Source organism: Comamonas sp. w2-DMI (genome assembly GCF_040187735.1).
In the GTDB taxonomy this organism is placed as follows: domain Bacteria; phylum Pseudomonadota; class Gammaproteobacteria; order Burkholderiales; family Burkholderiaceae_C; genus Comamonas; species Comamonas terrae.
Map to the genome: position 1 here is coordinate 200,662 of NZ_JBANEL010000004.1, position 17,283 is coordinate 217,944.

A 17,283-nucleotide genomic window follows, 5' to 3' on the forward strand; every position below is an offset into this window, starting at 1 on the left:
TCCCGTGCCCGCTTTGCCTGTGTTCAAGATTCCCCGGCTGCCGCTGAGCGTGCAGGAAGCCGCGCTCGTCGGCGTCACCATGCTGTGGGGCACGACGTTTCTCACGGTGCACACGGCGATGCAATACGCGGGACCGCTGTTCTTCGTCGGCTTTCGCTTCACCACTGCCGGGCTGCTGTGCCTGCTGGTATTCCACCGCGCCATGCGCGGCCTGAGCTGGCAGGAAGCCAGGGCCGGTGCCGCCATCGGCCTGTCGATCTTCCTGGGCTACGGCTTGCAGACCCATGGCCTGCAAAGCGTCAGCGCCAGCCAGTCGGCCTTCATCACGGCGCTGTACGTGCCCACGGTGCCGCTGCTGCAGTGGCTGGTGCTGCGCAGCGCGCCGCATCCCATGAGCTGGGCGGGCGTTGCCCTGGCCTTCACCGGCCTGGTGCTGCTGACCAGCCCGCAGCCGCTGGCCGGCCTCGAAGGCTTCGCCGGCCTGGCACTGGGCGCGGGCGAACTGGCCTCGCTGCTGGCGGCCTTGGTGTTCGCGGCCGAGATCATTCTGATCGGCAAATATGCGGGCCGGGTGAACCTGCAGCGCGTGACCGTGGTGCAGCTGCTGGTCGGCGGCCTGCTCTCGTTCGCCGCCATGCCCGTGGCCGGCGAATCCGTGCCTGCCTTCTCCTGGGTCTGGCTGGCCTGCGCGCTGGGCCTGGGAACGGCCAGCGTGCTCATACAGCTGACGATGAACTGGGCGCAGAAAGCCGTCTCGCCCACCCGGGCCACGCTGATCTACGCGGGCGAGCCCATCTGGGGCGGACTGGTCGGCCGGCTGGCCGGCGAGATGCTACCCCCGCCGGCTCTGCTGGGCGCCGCCCTGATCGTCCTGGGTGCCGTGGTCAGCGAGCTGCGGCCGCGCCTGCGGCAATGGGTACGCTGGCTCCCTCTGCCGCGCCGGTAGCCGGCGCCCCCGCAGCGAAATGCGGCCCCGGACCGGCCGCCGCCAGCGCATCACCCTCGTTGCGCAGCGGGCAGGCCTTGAGCGACAGGCAGCCGCAGCCTATGCAGGTGTCGAGCTGATCCCTGAGCTGCACCAGCCCCGCAATGCGCTGCTCGAGCTGGCTGCGCCACCGGGCCGACAGCGCCGTCCAGTCAGCCTTGTCGGGCACCTCGCCCGCGGGCAGCAGGCTCAGCGCCTCGGCGATCTCGGCCAGCGGCACGCCCATGCGCTGCGCCACCTTGATCACGGCCACGCGGCGCAGCACGGCGCGCGGATAGCGGCGCTGGTTGCCTGCGGTGCGCGCGCTCGCGATCAGGCCGCGCTTTTCATAGAAATGCAGCGTGGACACCGCCACGCCGCTGCGCCGCGCCACCTCGCCAACGCTCAGCTCCTGCAGCGCGGCGGCCGGCGCCGGCCTGCCGCAGCATCCGGCTCCGCCGGCCATTTCTTCATCCTCTTCGCACTGCGCTGTCGATCCCATGCCTGTCCTTGTTGCGGGCCTATGACCGGCATGCCATGGCCCCGGTTTCTGAAGGTCTTGCAAAACACTTGACCTCAAGCTTAGTCGAGGTTGAACAATGCCAGCCAGCTTCCCGCCAAAAGCCCCGCCATGGCGGGCTGCACAACAGCCCAACCGAAAGACCTTATGCCTACCCTGCACAGCACCGACACCCCGACCACGGCCCCGCGCCAATACCTGCAGCCCGCAGGCCTTTATGACTGCAGCCCCAACGGCTACACCCATGTGGTCGCCGTCCAGGAGCCGCTGCGCTGGCTGTTCGTCTCCGGCCAGGGCGGTGAGAACGCGCAGGCCGAGCTGCCCGACGGCTTCGCCGCACAGGCCGTGCAGGCCCTGGCCAACGTCAAGACCGCCCTGGCGGCGGGCGGCGCGGACATGGGCCATGTGACCAAGCTCACGGTGCTCATCGTCGACCACAGCCTGGAGCGCTTCGAGCATTGGCAAAGCAGCCTGCGGCGGCACTGGGGCAGCGGCGAGCCAGGCGATGGCAAGCCGCGCTTTCCGGCCTGCACGCTGATTCCCGTACCCAAGCTGGCCCTGCCCGGCATGCTGATCGAGGTGGAGGCCACGGCCGCCGTTCCCGTCGCGGCGCCCGCGCAGCAAGCTGCCGGCACCCCGGCCGACCGCATCGCCATCGCCGCCTGATCCGTTCACACACCTGCGCTCCATGACCGTACAGACCCCGCAACCGCATACGCAACCGATTCTCCCGCTCTCCACCCTGCTGCTCATGGCCACGGCCTGCGGCCTGTGCGCGGGCGCCAATTACTTCAACCAGCCGCTGCTGCACTCCATGGCGCAAAGCCTGCAGATCAGCGATGCCCTGGCCTCCAGCACCGTGACCATGGCCCAGGTCTCCTACGGCCTGGGCCTGCTCTTCCTGGTGCCGCTGGGCGACATGCTGGAACGCCGCGGCCTGGTGCTGGCGCTCATGCTGCTGGCTGCCTGCGGCATGCTGGCCAGCGGCATCAGCGGGCTGACGGGCAGCTTCGCCCTGCTGGCCGGCGGCACGCTGATGGCCGGCGTATTCTCGGTCGCGGCCCAGGTGCTGGTGCCCATGGCCGCCACCTTTGCGGCGCCCGGCGCCAGCGGCCGCGCTGTGGGCCTGGTGATGAGCGGGCTGCTGATCGGCATCCTGGCCTCGCGCAGCGTGGCCGGCATCCTGTCCGACCTGGGCGGCTGGAGCACCGTGTACTGGGTGGGCGCCGCCTGCACCGCGCTGATGGCCGTGCTGCTGTCGCGCGCCCTGCCCCGGGCCGCGCCCACGGCCCCGGTGAGCTACGGCGCCGTCATGCAGTCGCTGGCCGTGCTGATCCGCCAATACCCGCGCCTGCGCAGCCGCGCCCTCATCGGCGGCCTGGGCTTTGCCACGGTGAGCGTGCTGTTTTCCACCATGGCGCTGCTGCTGGCCGGCCCGCAATTCAGGCTGTCGGACATGGAGATCGGCCTGATCGGCATCGCCGGCATTGCCGGCGCGCTGATGGCCAATGTGGCCGGCCGCATGGCCGACAAGGGGCTGGAGCAGCACACCACGCTGGCCGGCGCCGTCCTGCTGCTGCTGGGCTGGCTGGCGCTGTGGCTGGGCGGCACCAGCCTGTGGTGGTTCCTGGCGGGCATGCTGGTCGTGGACGGAGCGCTGCAGGCGCTGCACATCAGCAACCAGAACGTGATCTATGCACTGGCGCCCGAGGCCCGCTCGCGCATCAACGCGGTCTACATGACCACGTATTTCATCGGCGCCTCCATCGGCTCGGCCCTGGGCTCCTGGGCCTGGCTCGGCCAAGGCTGGACCGGCACCAGCATCATGGGCCTGGTGCTGGGCCTGGCGACGCTGGCCATGGTGTGCCGGGACCGGCAGCTGGTACACCAGAAGCCCTCGACTCGATAGCTGCCAGCGCCTGCCCCTGCGGGGTCCCAGCACTTTCCCTGGAGATGCCGGGCATAAAAAAAACCGCCATCGCTGGCGGTTTTTTGCAGCGCCGGTTTACACCAGCAGCGCGTTCACGCGCTTGACATAGGCGGCCGGATCCTCGGGCATGCCGCCTTCGGCCAGCACGGCCTGGTCGAACAGGATCTGGGCCAGGTCATGGAAATGCACCGAGCCATCGAGCTTCTTGACCAGCGGATGCTCGGGGTTCACTTCGAGCACGGGCCTGGTCTCGGGGGCCTTCTGGCCGGCCTGCTTCAGCAGGCGCGCCAGCTGCAGGCTCATGCCGCCGTCCTGCACCACCAGGCAGGCCGGCGAATCGACCAGGCGGCTGGTGGCGCGCACATCCTCGGCGCGGTCCTTGAGCGCTTCCTTGAGCTTGGCCAGCACGGGCTTGAAGGCTTCGGCAGCCTCCTCGGCGGCCTTCTTCTCGGCCTCGTCCTGCAGCTTGCCCAGGTCCACGGCGCCCTTGGCCACGGATTGCAGCGGCGTGCCGTCGAACTCGGTCAGGTAGTTGAGCGCCCATTCGTCCACGCGGTCGGTCATCAGGAGCACTTCGATGCCCTTCTTCTTGAAGACTTCGAGCTGCGGGCTGTTCTTGGCCGCCGCCAGGGAGTCGGCCGTGATGTAGTAGATGGCCTCCTGGCCCTCCTTCATGCGGGCCTTGTAGTCGGCCAGCGAGACCACCAGGCCTTCGTGCGTGGTGGAGGCAAAGCGCAGCAGCTTGGCGATGCGCTCCTTGTTGCCGAAGTCCTCGCCCAGGCCTTCCTTGAGCACGGCGCCGAACTCGTTGTAGAACTGCGTGTACTTGCCTTCCTTGGCCTTGTCCTCTTCGCTGACCACATCGGTCACATCGCCCTCGGCAGCCACTTCATGCCGGTCGTGGCGGGCCAGGTCCTCGAGCATGGACAGCACGCGCTTGGCCGAGCCGTCGCGGATCAGGCGCACGTCGCGGCTTTCCTGCAGCAGCTCGCGGCTCACGTTCAGCGGCAGGTCGGCCGAATCGATCACCCCGCTCACGAAGCGCAGGTACTGGGGCATCAGCGCCTCGGCGTCATCCATGATGAAGACGCGCTTCACATACAGCTTGATGCCCGCGTGCTTGTCGCGCTGGTACAGGTCGAACGGCGCCTTGGCCGGGATGTACAGCAGCTGCGTGTACTCGGTGTTGCCTTCGACGCGGTTGTGGCTCCAGGTCAGCGGATCCTCGTAGTCGTGGCTGATGGACTTGTAGAACTCCTTGTACTGCTCGTCCGTGATGTCCTTCTTGGGGCGGGTCCACAGGGCGCTGGCCTTGTTGACGGTCTCCCATTCGCCGGTCTTGACCATCTGGCCGGGCTCGCCCTCTTTCTCGCTTTCCTTCCACTCTTCCTTTTCCATCAGGATGGGCAGGCTGATGTGGTCGGAATACTTGGAGATGATCTGCTTGAGCTTCCAGCCATTGAGGAACTCCTCGGCCTCGGGACGCAGGTGCAGCGTGATGCTGGTGCCGCGCTCGGCCCGCTCGATCTGCTCGACCTCGAAGTCGCCGGTGCCGCCGCTGACCCAGCGCACGCCCTCGCTGGCCGCCAGGCCGGCGCGGCGCGACTCCACGGTAATCTTGTCGGCCACGATGAAGCCCGAATAGAAGCCCACGCCGAACTGGCCGATCAGCTGCGAGTCGGCCTTCTGGTCGCCGCTGAGTTTTTCCACAAAGGCCTTGGTGCCGCTCTTGGCGATGGTGCCCAGGTTCTCGATGGCTTCCTGCTCGCTCATGCCGATGCCGGTGTCGGCAATCGTCAGCGTCTTGGCAGCCTTGTCAAAGGACACCCGCACTTCCAGGTTGGGCTGGTCGCCATAAAGGCTGCTGTCGTTCAGGGCCTCGAAGCGCAGCTTGTCGCAGGCGTCCGAGGCGTTGGAGATCAGCTCGCGCAGGAAGATTTCCTGGTTGGAATACAGCGAATGCGTGACCAGATGCAGCAACTGGGCCACTTCGGCCTGGAAGGAATGGGTTTGCTTTGTCATAGGCGTTCAGTGAAATTCGAGGAAATACGAACAAAAAAATCCGCCAGCGGCGATTCGCCCCATTAGCTAGGGCCGGCCCTTGGTATTTCAAGGGCTTTTCCCGGCATGAAAAATGGCTCCCCACGCTCCCCACGGCGTGTGGCCGCGGCCTCTCCGAGAGGAGGCTTTTCATCCTGGGGCGGCCCGGCGATGAAAAAAACGCAAGCGCCGATTCAAAAAGAATAGCTGCTTGCGCTTATCAATAAATGGCTTGAAGCCAATTTTTCTTAAAACTAGCGCAACCCAAGCGAGAGACACCGAGGAAGGGTCGCCCCGCCCCGAAGGGGTCGTCCCCCTCCCATAGCGCGCAGCGCGTAGGGAGAGGGGGAAGGCGTGAAGCGCCTCAGGGAATATTAGAAGCTCTCGTGCGCAGCCAGGTAGCGCCACTGGCCGACGGGCAGATTGCCCAGCGTCACGCGGCCGATGCGGATGCGCTTGAGGCCCACGACCTTGAGGCCGACCAGCTCGCACATGCGGCGGATCTGGCGCTTCTTGCCTTCGGTCAGCACAAAGCGCAGCTGTTCGGGGTTCTGCCAGTCCACCTGGGCGGGCTTGAGCGGCTCGCCGTCCAGCTCCAGGCCATGGCGCAACAGCGCCAGCTTTTCCTCGGGGAAGACGGACTGCACATCCACGTCGCGGTCGCCGAAGCTCACGCGCACCAGGTACTCCTTGTCCACCTCGGAGTCCTCGCCGATGATGTGGCGCGCCACGCGGCCGTCCTGGGTCAGCACCAGCAGGCCTACGGAGTCGATGTCCAGGCGCCCGCAGGGCGCCAGGCCCTTGAGCTGGCTGAAGTTGAAGCGCGTCTTGCTGCGGTCCTGGTTCCAGTGGTTCTCGGGCTTGACCAGCACCACGGCGGGCTCGTGCCCGTCCTCGGCCTGGCCGCTCACATAGCCCACGGGCTTGTGCAGCAGGATGGTGACCTGCTGGTCCTGGCGGTCCTGGGCCTTCTGGTCGACTTCGATGCGGTCGCCGGGCACCACGTTCTGGCCCATCACGGCCACTTCGCCGTTCACGCGCACCCAGCCGTTTTCCACCCACTCGTCGGCCTCGCGGCGCGAGCACAGGCCCATGTCGGCCATGCGCTTGTTGATGCGCACGGCGCCCGGACGGTCGTCCTGGCGCGCCTCGGGCTCGGGCGCCCGCTTGACGGGAATCACGCGGTCCGAGCCGTCGCCTGCGGGGCGGTAGGTGCGAATGCCCGTGGTCGGGCGGCGCTTGGCCTCGGAAACGAAGGAGCCGGGAATGTGACGCGGCTCGCCGCCGCGCTCATTGTGGCGGTCACTGCCGCGACGGTCGTCACCGCGGCGGTCGTCGCGTGCGCCCGAACGGGTGTCGCGGGGGCCGCGGCCGGCGCCGAAGTCCTTGCGGCCGCCGCCCTGGCGCGCGTCGCCGCGCGGACCGTAGCCGCCGCGGCGGTCCTCGCCCTGGGCGGCATCGCGGCGCGGGCCGCGCTCGACATTGCGCTCCAAGCCCTGGTCGCCGCGCGCGGGCCGGTCGGAACGCTCGAATCGGCTTTCACCGTCGCGCGCACCAAAGCCGCCACGGCGCTGGAAGCCTTCGCCGCCGGGTGCGCCATCGGCGCGGCCGAAGCCGCCGCGCGAGGGACGCTGCTCGCGGTCGGCGCGCTCTCCGCGTTCGCGGAAGTCACGGGAATCGCGGCGCTCGGGGTCGTAAGGGCGGGCCGCCGGGCGCGCACCGCGCTCCGGGTCGTAGGGACGCGCAACGCGTTCGCCGCGCGGGCCGGAACGGTCGGCAAAACGATCTGCGGAGCGGCCTGCGGGACGGTCCTGATTGCGCTCCTGATAGCGGTCCGAAGAACGTCCGGAGCGCTCGGCGCGGCCTGCGCCCTGGCGCGGCTGGCTGTCCCTGGCGCCTGCAGGCTTGGCCGGTCGGCGCAGCACGGCGCGGCCGGCAGAGGAGCGGCCCGGGGACGAATCCGACGGGCTTTCGGCGCCCTGGGCGCCGGTTTTCTTGGTGGGGTTGGATGACATTTGCCGCCATTGTCGCGCGGCCGGCGCCCCCTTTGGGGCCGGTGCCCACAATACCGGCAGGGTGCCGGGTTATAGCCGGCGCGGCAGCATGCCCGGCCTCAAGCGGCTACCTTCTTCGGCGAGCTGAATTCCCCGTGGCGCAGCGCCTCGATGTCGAGCACGCGCAGCCCGCCGTATTCGACCATGATGACCTGCTCGCGCTGCAGCACGGCCAGGGCCTCGTTGACCCGCTGGCGCGACAGTCCCACGAGATTGGCCAGCTCCTGCTGGGTGATGCGCAGCACCTCGCCCACGCCCGGGTAGAGCAAGGGGTTGAACAGCGCGGCCAGGCTGCGCGCCACGCGCAGGTCGGGGTTGCTCATGCGGTCGATCTCGCGCGCCGCGATGAACTGGCCCAGGCGCTCGTTGAGCTGGCTCATCACGAAGCGGTTGAAGCCTATGGAATGGTCGAGCAGCCAGTGGAAGGTGTCTATGGGCAGGCCGCCGACCACGCTCCTGCGGATGGCCTGCACGTTGTAGCGGTAGGGCTCGCGCTTGATGGCCGTGCCCTCGCCGAACCAGCCGCCGGGCGGCAGGCCGGCCAGCGTCATGCTCGCGCCGTCGGCGCTGTCCGTGTTCATCTTGAGCAGGCCGTCGACCACGCCGAACCAGTAGGTCGGCGCGCGGCCCATGCGGCAGACGTAATCGCCGGGATCGGCGTCGCCCACCACCAGCACGCGCGATACGGTCTCGCGCTCCAGCGGCTGCAGCACCGGCCACCACGGTATGCCGTCCAGCTCGGAAGCCAGCGGCTTGCGGCGCCTTTGGTGCAGGGACAGTTCTTGGCTCATGGGCAGCAAGCATTGCCAAAGGCCCGGTCCCGCAAAAGCGGGATTTCCACGAGTCAGCAAATGCGCCCTTTTGAGCAGCATTTGTTACAGCGTATTTTCCCGATGATGAGTTACCCCTGAATTGTCGTCAAACAGACATCTTGGCGTCAAAGTCGCCCATACGATGCCTGCGAGACTTTCGTGCCCGGCGCCCCCAGGCCGGTGCGCGGTCCACAAGCGGCCCGCTGTTCGACCCCCGAGACTGCCCACAGAGGACTAGGAATGACCACCACGTTCCCGCATTTGCTGCTCAGGCATGCGACAGAGCGCCCGGATGCCCCGGCCCTGCGCGAGAAGGAATACGGCATCTGGCAAACCTGGAGCTGGCGCGAAGCCGAGCAGACCGTGCGCCACATGGCCTGCGGCCTGCGCGCCCTGGGACTGCAGCGCGGGCAGAACCTGGCCTTCATCAGCGACAACCGGCCCCATGTGTACCTGGGATTTCTGGCCGTGCAGGTCTGCGGCGCGGTGCCTATCCCGCTGTACCAGGATGCCGTGGCGGCCGAGATGCGCTTCGTGATGGAGGATGCGGAAATCGCCTTCGCCTTCGCCGAGAACCAGGAGCAGGTGGACAAGCTGCTGGAAGTGCGCGAATCCGTGGCCTCCATCGCCCACATCCTCTACGACGACCCGCGCGGCCTGCGCAACTACGACCAGCCGGGCCTGATCGGCATCGAGGCACTGCTCAAGCTCGGCCGTGAATGGGAAGCCCTGAACCCCGATGCCTACGAGCAGATGCTGCAGGCCCTGTCGGGCGAGGACATCTCCGTCATCCTCTACACCTCGGGCACCACGGGCAAGCCCAAGGGCGTGTGCCAGACGCACGCGAGCTTCATCGGCGCGGCGCGCGGCGCGGCTGAGGTGGACCGGCTGGGCCCGGCCGACAGCATCATCTCCTACCTGCCGCCGGCCTGGGTGGGCGACCATCTGTTCTCGTTCGCACAGTGGCTGGTGGCGGGCTACACCATCAACTGCCCCGAGTCCGCGAGCACGGTGGGCATCGACATGCGCGAGATCGGGCCCAGCTACTATTTCGCGCCGCCGCGCGTCTTCGAGGGCATGCTGACCTCGATCTCCATCCGCATGGAAGACGCCGCGCCCGTCAAGCGCTGGCTCTACGAGCGCTGCATGCAGCTGGCGCGCCGCGTGGGCTCGGACCTCTTGGACGGCAAGCATGTGGGCCTGCCGGACCGGCTCAAGTACAAGGCCGGCGACCTGCTGGTCTACGGCCCGCTGCGCAACGCCATGGGGCTGTCGCGCATCCGCGTGGCCTATACCGCGGGCGCAGCCATCGGGCCGGAGCTGTTCCGCTTCTTCCGCTCCATCGGCATCAACCTCAAGCAGTTCTACGGCCAGACCGAGACCTGCGCCTATGTCTGCCTGCAGCGCGACGGCCAAGTGGCGCTGGCCAACGTGGGCCAGGCCGCGCCGGGGATCGAGCTGAAGATCGCGCCCAGCGGCGAGGTGCTGGTCAAGGGCGTCTCGGTGCTCAAGGAGTACTACAAAAGGCCCGATGCCACGGCCGAGGTCATCGACGGCGACGGCTGGTTCCACACGGGCGATGCCGGCGTGATCGACGCCGGCGGCCAGCTGCGCATCATCGACCGCGCCAAGGACGTGGGCCAGACCCGCCGCGGCGCCATGTTCGCGCCCAACTACATCGAGAACAAGCTCAAGTTCTTTCCCCACATCAAGGAAGCCGTGTGCTTCGGCCACGGCCGCGACCAGGTCTGCGCCTTCATCAACATCGACTACGAGGCCGTGGGTAACTGGGCCGAGCGCCAGGGCCTGCCCTATGGCGGCTATGTGGACCTGGCCTCCAAGGCCAAGGTGCTGGAGCTGGTGGCCGACTGCATCGCCCAGGTCAACGCCGACCTGGCCGCCGAGCCCGGCATGGCCGACACCCAGGTGGCGCGCTTCCTCGTGCTGCACAAGGAGCTCGATCCCGACGACGACGAGCTCACGCGCACCCGCAAGGTGCGGCGCAACTTCATCGCCGACAAGTACAAGGTGCTGGTCGACGCGCTGTACGAGGGCCGCAAGGAGCAGTTCATCGAGACCCAGGTCAAGTTCGAGGACGGCCGCACCGGCAGCGTCAGCGCCACGCTGCAGATCCTGGATGCGCAGCTGCATCCGGCCCGCGCCTGAGGGAGGAAGCAATGAGCATCAGAAAGATCGGCGACGTCATCCTGGACATCCAGAACATCAGCCTGCGCTTCGGCGGCGTGAAGGCGCTGACCGACATCTCGTTCAACGTGCGCGAGCACGAGATCCGCTCCATCATCGGCCCCAACGGCGCCGGCAAGAGCTCCATGCTCAACTGCATCAACGGCGTCTACACGCCGCAGGAGGGCTCGATCACCTTCCGCGGCCAGACCTTCAGCCACATGAACAGCCGCCAGGTGGCCGAGATGGGCGTGGCGCGCACCTTCCAGAACCTGGCGCTGTTCAAGGGCATGAGCGTGATCGACAACATCATGACCGGGCGCAACCTCAAGATCAGAAGCAACCTGCTGCTGCAGGCCCTGCGTCTGGGGCCGGCGCAGCGCGAGGAGATCCGGCACCGCGAGTTCGTCGAGCACATCATCGACTTCCTGGAGATCCAGGCCTGGCGCAAGACGCCCGTGGGCCAGCTGCCCTACGGCCTGCAAAAGCGCGTGGACCTGGGCCGGGCCCTGGCCATGGAGCCCCAGGTGCTGCTGCTGGACGAGCCCATGGCCGGCATGAACGTGGAGGAAAAGCAGGACATGTGCCGCTTCATCCTCGACGTGAACGATGAATTCGGCACCACCATCGTGCTGATCGAGCACGACATGGGCGTGGTCATGGACATCAGCGACCGCGTGGTGGTGCTGGACTACGGCAAGAAGATCGGCGACGGCGCGCCCGACGAGGTGCGCAACAACGAAGACGTGATTCGCGCTTACCTTGGCGCTGGCCATTGAGGGGACAGAGATGGGATTTTTCCTCGAAACCTTGTTCGGCGGCCTCATGGTGGGCCTGCTCTACGCGCTGATCGCCATCGGCTTCGTGCTGATCTTCAAGGCCTCGGGCGTCTTCAACTTCGCCCAGGGCGCCATGGTGCTGTTCTCGGCCCTGGCCATGGCGCGCTTTTCGCAATGGATACCGCTCTGGCTGGGCATGAAGCCCGGCTTTGTCGGCAACCTGCTGGCCATCGCGGTCACGCTGGCGCTGATGGTCGTCGTGGCCTGGCTGATCGAGCGGCTGGCGCTGCGCCATCTCGTGAACCAGGAGCCCATCACGCTGCTGATGGCCACGCTGGGCATTGCCTATCTGCTCGACGGCCTGGGCCCCATGGTCTTCGGCAGCGAGGTCTACAGCATCAACGTGGGCATGCCCAAGGACCCGGCCTTCATCCTCGACGGCCTTTTCCAGGGCGGCGTGATGGTCAGCCTCGAGGACCTGTACGCGGCCTGCGTGGCGGCCATCCTGGTCATCGCGCTGAGCCTGTTCTTCCAGAAGACCAAGACCGGCCGCGCGCTGCGCGCCGTGGCCGACGACCACCAGGCCGCCCAGTCCATCGGCATCCCGCTGTCGCGCATCTGGGTCATCGTCTGGTCGGTGGCCGGCGGCGTGGCCCTGGTGGTGGGCATCATCTGGGGCTCCAAGCTGGGCGTGCAGTACTCGCTGTCGCTGGTGGCCCTCAAGGCCCTGCCCGTGGTGATCCTGGGCGGCCTGACCTCGCTGCCCGGCGCCATCATCGGCGGCCTGATCATCGGCGTGGGCGAGAAGCTCTCCGAGGTCTACCTGGGCCCCCTGGTGGGCGGGGGCATCGAGACCTGGTTCGCCTACGGCCTGGCGCTGTGCTTCTTGCTGGTGCGGCCCCAGGGGCTGTTCGGCGACAAAATCATTGATCGCGTATGAAATACGAGAGCCATGATTTTGCGAAGTCGGCGCGGTATTCGCGCCGCGAATACTGCAAGTGCGGCGGTACGTCGCACTTGGCAACCGCAGGTTGCGACCATGTGTACAAGATCATTGACCGCGTGTAAGACGGAAAGGCTGACCCATGTTCTATCGTGAAAACGGCCAGTTCAAGACCAGCTACGCGGCCGACCAGCAGATCTTCCCGGTCGCGCAGGACCGCTATGCGATCGGGCTGCTGCTGGCCGTGGCCTTCCTGGTCATTCCCTTCGTCGCCAGCGACTACACCTTCCAGGCCATTCTGATTCCCTTCGTCATCATGTCGCTGGGGGCGCTGGGCCTGAACATCCTGGTCGGCTACTGCGGCCAGATCTCGCTGGGCACGGCGGCCTTCATGGCCGTGGGGGCGTACGCGGCCTACAACCTGCAGGCGCGCATCGAGGGCATGCCGCTGCTGCTCGCGCTGATCGGCGGCGGCCTGATCGCCATGGTGTTCGGCGTGGTGTTCGGCCTGCCGTCGCTGCGCATCCGCGGCCTGTACCTGGCCGTGGCCACGCTGGCGGCCCAGTTCTTCGTGGACTGGCTGACCACGCGCGCCGCCTGGGTGACCAACAACTCATCCTCGGGCTCGGTGAGCGCCAGGCCGCTGGAAATCGCCGGCTGGCGGATCGACACGCCCCTGGAGAAATACCTGCTGTGCCTGGCCATCCTCTGCGTGCTGGGCCTGGCCGCCAAGAACCTGGTGCGCAGCGCCATCGGCCGCGAATGGATGGCCATGCGCGACATGGACGTGGCCGCCAGCGTGATCGGCATCCGCCCCGTCTATGCCAAGCTCTCGGCCTTTGCGGTCAGCAGCTTCATCGTCGGCATCGCGGGCGCGCTCTGGGGCTTCGTGCACCTGGGCGCCTGGGAGCCCGCGGCCTTCAGCCTGGACCGCTCGCTGCAGTTGCTGTTCATGATCATCATCGGCGGCCTGGGCTCGGTGGTGGGAAGCATCTTCGGCGCGGCCTTCTTCGTGCTGCTGCCGCTGCTGCTCAACCATGTGCCGCACTGGCTGGGCCTGCCGCTGTCCACGGCCACGGCCACTTACCTGGAGCACATGATCTTCGGCGCGCTCATCGTGTTCTTCCTGATTGTGGAACCCCACGGATTGGCCAAGCTCTGGGCCACCGCCCGGCAAAAGCTGCGCGTCTGGCCATTCCCCCACTGATTTCAACCACCAAGACACCGCAGAGTGCCTGCCCGGGACGCCGTCCCACACAACCCAAGGAGACCTGTTCATGATGTTCAAGAAAGTTGCGATCGCCGCGGCCACCGTGGCAGCCGGCATGGGCGCCCTGATGGCCTCGCCCGCGGCCCAGGCGCAGGAGCAGTTCGTGCCGCTGCTGGTGTACCGCACCGGCCAGTTCGCGCCGCTGGGCATTCCCTGGGGGGATGGCAAGCAGGACTACCTGAAGCTGGTCAACGCCAAGGGCGGCGTCAACGGCGTGAAGATCGCCTACGAGGAGTGCGAGACCGCCTACGACACGGCCAAGGGCGTGGAGTGCTACGAGCGCTTCAAGGTCAAGCCCGGCGTCTCCAGCTTCGACACGCAATCGACCGGCATCACCTTCGCGGTGAGCGCCAAGGCACCCGGCGACAAGATGCCCGTGGTCACGCCCGGCTACGGCCTGTCGCAATCGGCCGACGGCCGCGCGTTCGAATGGAACTTCCCGCTGCTGGGCAACTACTGGACCGCGGCCGACTCGATGATCCAGGACATCCTGAAGAAGGAAAAGGGCAGCCTCAAGGGCAAGAAGATTGCCCTGGTCTACCACGACTCGCCCTACGGCAAGGAACCCATCCCGCTGCTGCAAAAGCGTGCCGCCAAGGAAGGCTTCGAGCTGATGCTGCTGCCCGTGACCGCGCCCGGCGTGGAGCAGAAATCCACCTGGCTGCAGGTGCGCCAGCAGCGCCCCGACTACGTGCTGCTGTGGTCGGCCGGCGTGATGACGCCCACGGCCGTGCGCGAGGCCCAGGCCACGGGCTACCCGCGCGAGAAGATGTACGCCATCTGGTGGGCGGGCTCGGACCATGACGTCAAGGACATCGGCGCCGGCGCCAAGGGCTACAACACCGTGACCATCCACAACACGGCCGAGCACGACAAGGTGCACGACGAGGTCAAGGCCATGGTCTACGACAAGGGCCAGGGCACGGCCAAGGACGCCAAGGAGCTGGGGGCGCTGGCCCATACCCGCGGCATGGTGATCGCCATGCTGCAAGTGGAAGCCATCCGCACCGCGCAGGAGAAGTTCGGCAAGGGCAAGGTGATGACGTCCGAGCAGGTGCGCTGGGGCCTGGAGAACCTCAACCTCACGCAGGAGCGCCTGAACGAGCTGGGCTTCGGCAAGATCCTGCGCCCCTTCAAGACCAGCTGCGAGAACCACCTGGGCGCCGACTGGTCGCGCATCGCGCAGTGGGACGGCAGCAAGTTCAAGGCCGTTTCCGACTGGTACCAGGCCGACAAGAGCCTGATCGATCCGCTGGTCAAGGAGTACGGCGAGAAGTATGCCAAGGAAAAGAACCTGCCGATAAGGACTTGCACCCCCTGAGGCGCTACGCGCCGTCCCCCTCTCTCTACGCGCTTCGCGCTAAGGGAGGGGGACGACAGCTTCGCTGCGGGGCGGCCCTTGCTCGCTGTTCCTGACTTGGGTCGCGCCAGTTTTTTGGCGCAACGATCACTCAAAAACTATAGCGTTTTGCGTCTGATTTAAAACAGTTTCAATTTCATTTGAATTTGAAACCATTGCACAACAAGAGATAACAGCTTCTTTTTCAATAGCAAACGGTGAGGCCATGAGCACATCCAACCCCGCATCCACGGCGGCGCCGCTGGTGGAAGTCAACGGCATCGAGGTCATCTACAACCATGTGATCCTGGTGCTCAAGGGCGTGTCCCTGCAGGTGCCGCACCGGAGCATCGTGGCCCTGCTCGGCGGCAACGGCGCGGGCAAGACCACCACGCTGCGCGCCATCTCCAACCTGCTCAAGGGCGAGCGCGGCGAAGTCACCAAGGGCGGCATCACGCTGGAGGGCGAGCAGATCGCCAACCTCTCGCCGGCCGAGCTGGTCAAGCGCGGCGTGGTGCAGGTCATGGAAGGGCGCCACTGCTTTGCCCACCTGACCATCGAGGAAAACCTGCTCACCGGCAGCTACACGCGCACCGACCGCGGCGAGATCGCGGCCAATCTCGAGAAGGTCTACAACTACTTTCCGCGCCTCAAGACCCGGCGCACCAGCCAGGCAGCCTACACCTCGGGCGGCGAGCAGCAGATGTGCGCCATCGGCCGCGCGCTGATGAGCAACCCGCGCATGGTGCTGCTGGACGAACCCTCGATGGGCCTGGCGCCGCAGATCGTGGACGAGGTGTTCCACATCGTCAAGGACCTCAACGACAAGGAGAAGGTCACCTTCCTGCTGGCCGAGCAGAACACCAACATGGCGCTCAAGTACGCCGACTACGGCTACATCATGGAAAGCGGCCGCATCGTCATGGACGGCTCGGCCCGCGACCTGGCCAGCAACGAGGACGTCAAGGAGTTCTACCTGGGCGTGGGCGGCGGCGAGCGCAAGAGCTTCAAGGACGTGAAAAGCTACAAGCGCCGCAAACGCTGGCTAGCCTGAGCAGCAACTCATTAATCAATAGCATTTGCCGCACATCACGCCTGCGGCAGAGGCCTTTTCGCCCGAAATTCTTGAAATGCGTGCAGGAGATCGATGATGAGCCAGTTCTATGACAGCCTGGAAACCCGCAGCCCCGCGCAGCGCGAATCGGAACTCATGGCCCGGCTGCCCGGCAGATCGCCCATGCCCAGCAGCGTTCGGGCGCGTTTGCCGCAATTTTGCAGGGCATCGATGCCGCAGCCATCACTTCGCGCCAGGCCCTGGCGCAGTTGCCGGTCACGCGCAAGAGCGAGCTGCTGGAGCGCCAGACGGCGCACAGGCCCGACCAGGTCTTCGGCGGCTTCAACGCCATCCACACCGGCCGGGACATGCCGCGCGTCTTCGCCAGCCCCGGCCCCATCTACGAACCCGAAAGCCGCCGCGCCGACTACTGGCGTATGGCCCGCGCGCTGTTCGCCGCGGGCTTTCGCGCGGGCGATCTGGTGCACAACTGCTTTTCCTACCACTTCGTGCCCGCGGGATCCATGATGGAGACCGGCGCCCACGCGCTGGGCTGCACGGTGTTCCCTGGCGGCACCGGCCAGACGGAGCAGCAGGTACAGGCCATGGCCGACCTGCGCCCGGCCGGCTATGTGGGCACGCCCAGCTTCCTCAAGATCATTCTGGAGAAAGCTGCCGAAATGGGCGTGCAGCTGCCCAGCGTGACCAAGGCCCTGCTCTCGGCCGAGGCCTTCCCGCCCTCGCTGCGCGACTGGTTTGCGGCGCGGGGCGTGGCCGGCTACCAGTGCTATGGCACGGCCGACCTGGGCCTGATCGCCTACGAGACCGCGGCGCGCGAGGGCTTGGTGCTGGGCGAAGACATCATCGTCGAGATCGTGCGCCCCGGCACGGGCGATCCCGTGGCCGAGCCGAAGGCGGGCGAGGCTCCCGAGGTCGGCGAACTGGTGGTGACCACGCTCAACCCCGACTATCCGCTGATCCGCTTCGGCACCGGTGATCTCTCGGCCTATCTGCCCGGACCCTGCCCCACGGGCCGCACCAATGCGCGCATCCAGGGCTGGATGGGCCGCGCCGACCAGACCACCAAGGTGCGCGGCATGTTCGTCCACCCGCAGCAGGTGGCCGAGATCGTGCGGCGCTTTCCGCAGATCGCCAGGGCGCGCCTGGTAGTCAGCGGCGAAATGGCCAACGACCGCATGCAGCTGCTGGTCGAGACCATGGAAACCTCGCCGGGCCTGGCCCAGCAGGTCGTCGATGCGCTGCGCGAAGTCACCAAGCTGCGCGGCGAGGTGCAGATGCTGCCCCCGGGCAGCCTGCCCAACGACGGCAAGGTGGTCGAGGATGCGCGCTCCTACCGCTAGCGCGCATTCATGCTTGTGCCAGCGCAAAACCAA

Annotated in this window: 13 protein-coding genes and 1 pseudogene; 10 read left to right on the forward strand and 4 right to left on the reverse strand. The window is 66.9% G+C overall.

The annotated features are described in order from the left end of the window. Window positions 1–4: 4 nt before the first annotated feature. On the forward strand, window positions 5–946 hold the full coding sequence (locus tag V8Z74_RS06695; RefSeq protein WP_349708628.1) for a DMT family transporter: 942 nt from the start codon (window positions 5–7) through the stop codon (window positions 944–946). Here the strand turns inward: V8Z74_RS06695 and soxR are convergent. Beyond that, window positions 885–1,430 carry a redox-sensitive transcriptional activator SoxR gene (gene soxR, locus V8Z74_RS06700; RefSeq protein WP_349708669.1) on the reverse strand — a complete coding sequence of 182 codons (546 nt, stop codon included), beginning with the start codon at window positions 1,428–1,430 and terminating at the stop codon, window positions 885–887. The genes V8Z74_RS06695 and soxR overlap by 62 nt on opposite strands. A gap of 201 nt (window positions 1,431–1,631) precedes the next feature. Here soxR and V8Z74_RS06705 point away from each other — a divergent pair, with 201 nt between their 5' ends. Next, complete coding sequence (locus tag V8Z74_RS06705) at window positions 1,632–2,150, forward strand: RidA family protein (protein ID WP_349708629.1); 519 nt, start codon at window positions 1,632–1,634, stop codon at window positions 2,148–2,150. A gap of 22 nt (window positions 2,151–2,172) precedes the next feature. After that, on the forward strand, window positions 2,173–3,393 hold the full coding sequence (locus tag V8Z74_RS06710) for an MFS transporter (RefSeq protein ID WP_349708630.1): 1,221 nt from the start codon (window positions 2,173–2,175) through the stop codon (window positions 3,391–3,393). A gap of 96 nt (window positions 3,394–3,489) precedes the next feature. Here the strand turns inward: V8Z74_RS06710 and htpG are convergent, their stop codons facing one another. The 3 genes from htpG to V8Z74_RS06725 all read right to left on the reverse strand — a co-directional run bounded on the left by htpG (window position 3,490) and on the right by V8Z74_RS06725 (window position 8,299). Beyond that, the gene (htpG, locus tag V8Z74_RS06715; RefSeq protein ID WP_349708631.1) at window positions 3,490–5,436 is read right to left on the reverse strand and encodes a molecular chaperone HtpG; all 1,947 of its coding nucleotides are present in this window, start codon (window positions 5,434–5,436) and stop codon (window positions 3,490–3,492) included. 392 nt (window positions 5,437–5,828) lie between these two features. Then, window positions 5,829–7,469 (reverse strand): pseudouridine synthase, encoded by a 1,641-nt coding sequence (locus V8Z74_RS06720; RefSeq protein ID WP_349708632.1) that lies wholly within the window; start codon window positions 7,467–7,469, stop codon window positions 5,829–5,831. Between the two features lie 98 nt (window positions 7,470–7,567). Next, the gene (locus V8Z74_RS06725; protein WP_066475808.1) at window positions 7,568–8,299 is read right to left on the reverse strand and encodes a Crp/Fnr family transcriptional regulator; all 732 of its coding nucleotides are present in this window, start codon (window positions 8,297–8,299) and stop codon (window positions 7,568–7,570) included. A gap of 261 nt (window positions 8,300–8,560) precedes the next feature. Between V8Z74_RS06725 and V8Z74_RS06730 the strand changes: the two genes are divergently transcribed. From V8Z74_RS06730 to V8Z74_RS06760, 7 genes and pseudogenes are all read left to right on the forward strand, one after another. Next, the gene (locus V8Z74_RS06730) at window positions 8,561–10,486 is read left to right on the forward strand and encodes an AMP-dependent synthetase/ligase (protein WP_349708633.1); all 1,926 of its coding nucleotides are present in this window, start codon (window positions 8,561–8,563) and stop codon (window positions 10,484–10,486) included. Window positions 10,487–10,497: 11 nt separating this feature from the next. Further along, window positions 10,498–11,283: an ABC transporter ATP-binding protein gene (locus tag V8Z74_RS06735; RefSeq protein ID WP_349708634.1), complete on the forward strand. Its 786-nt coding sequence runs from the start codon at window positions 10,498–10,500 to the stop codon at window positions 11,281–11,283. 10 nt (window positions 11,284–11,293) lie between these two features. After that, the gene (locus V8Z74_RS06740) at window positions 11,294–12,223 is read left to right on the forward strand and encodes a branched-chain amino acid ABC transporter permease (RefSeq protein ID WP_349708635.1); all 930 of its coding nucleotides are present in this window, start codon (window positions 11,294–11,296) and stop codon (window positions 12,221–12,223) included. 145 nt (window positions 12,224–12,368) lie between these two features. Beyond that, window positions 12,369–13,433, forward strand: coding sequence for a branched-chain amino acid ABC transporter permease (locus V8Z74_RS06745; protein WP_349708636.1), 1,065 nt, complete (start codon window positions 12,369–12,371; stop codon window positions 13,431–13,433). Window positions 13,434–13,503: 70 nt separating this feature from the next. Further along, on the forward strand, window positions 13,504–14,817 hold the full coding sequence (locus V8Z74_RS06750) for an ABC transporter substrate-binding protein (protein WP_349708637.1): 1,314 nt from the start codon (window positions 13,504–13,506) through the stop codon (window positions 14,815–14,817). A 244-nt stretch (window positions 14,818–15,061) separates the two neighbouring features. After that, complete coding sequence (locus tag V8Z74_RS06755) at window positions 15,062–15,889, forward strand: ABC transporter ATP-binding protein (RefSeq protein WP_349708638.1); 828 nt, start codon at window positions 15,062–15,064, stop codon at window positions 15,887–15,889. Between the two features lie 96 nt (window positions 15,890–15,985). Continuing rightward, window positions 15,986–17,250: pseudogene (locus V8Z74_RS06760) on the forward strand (phenylacetate--CoA ligase family protein). Window positions 17,251–17,283 lie beyond the last annotated feature (33 nt).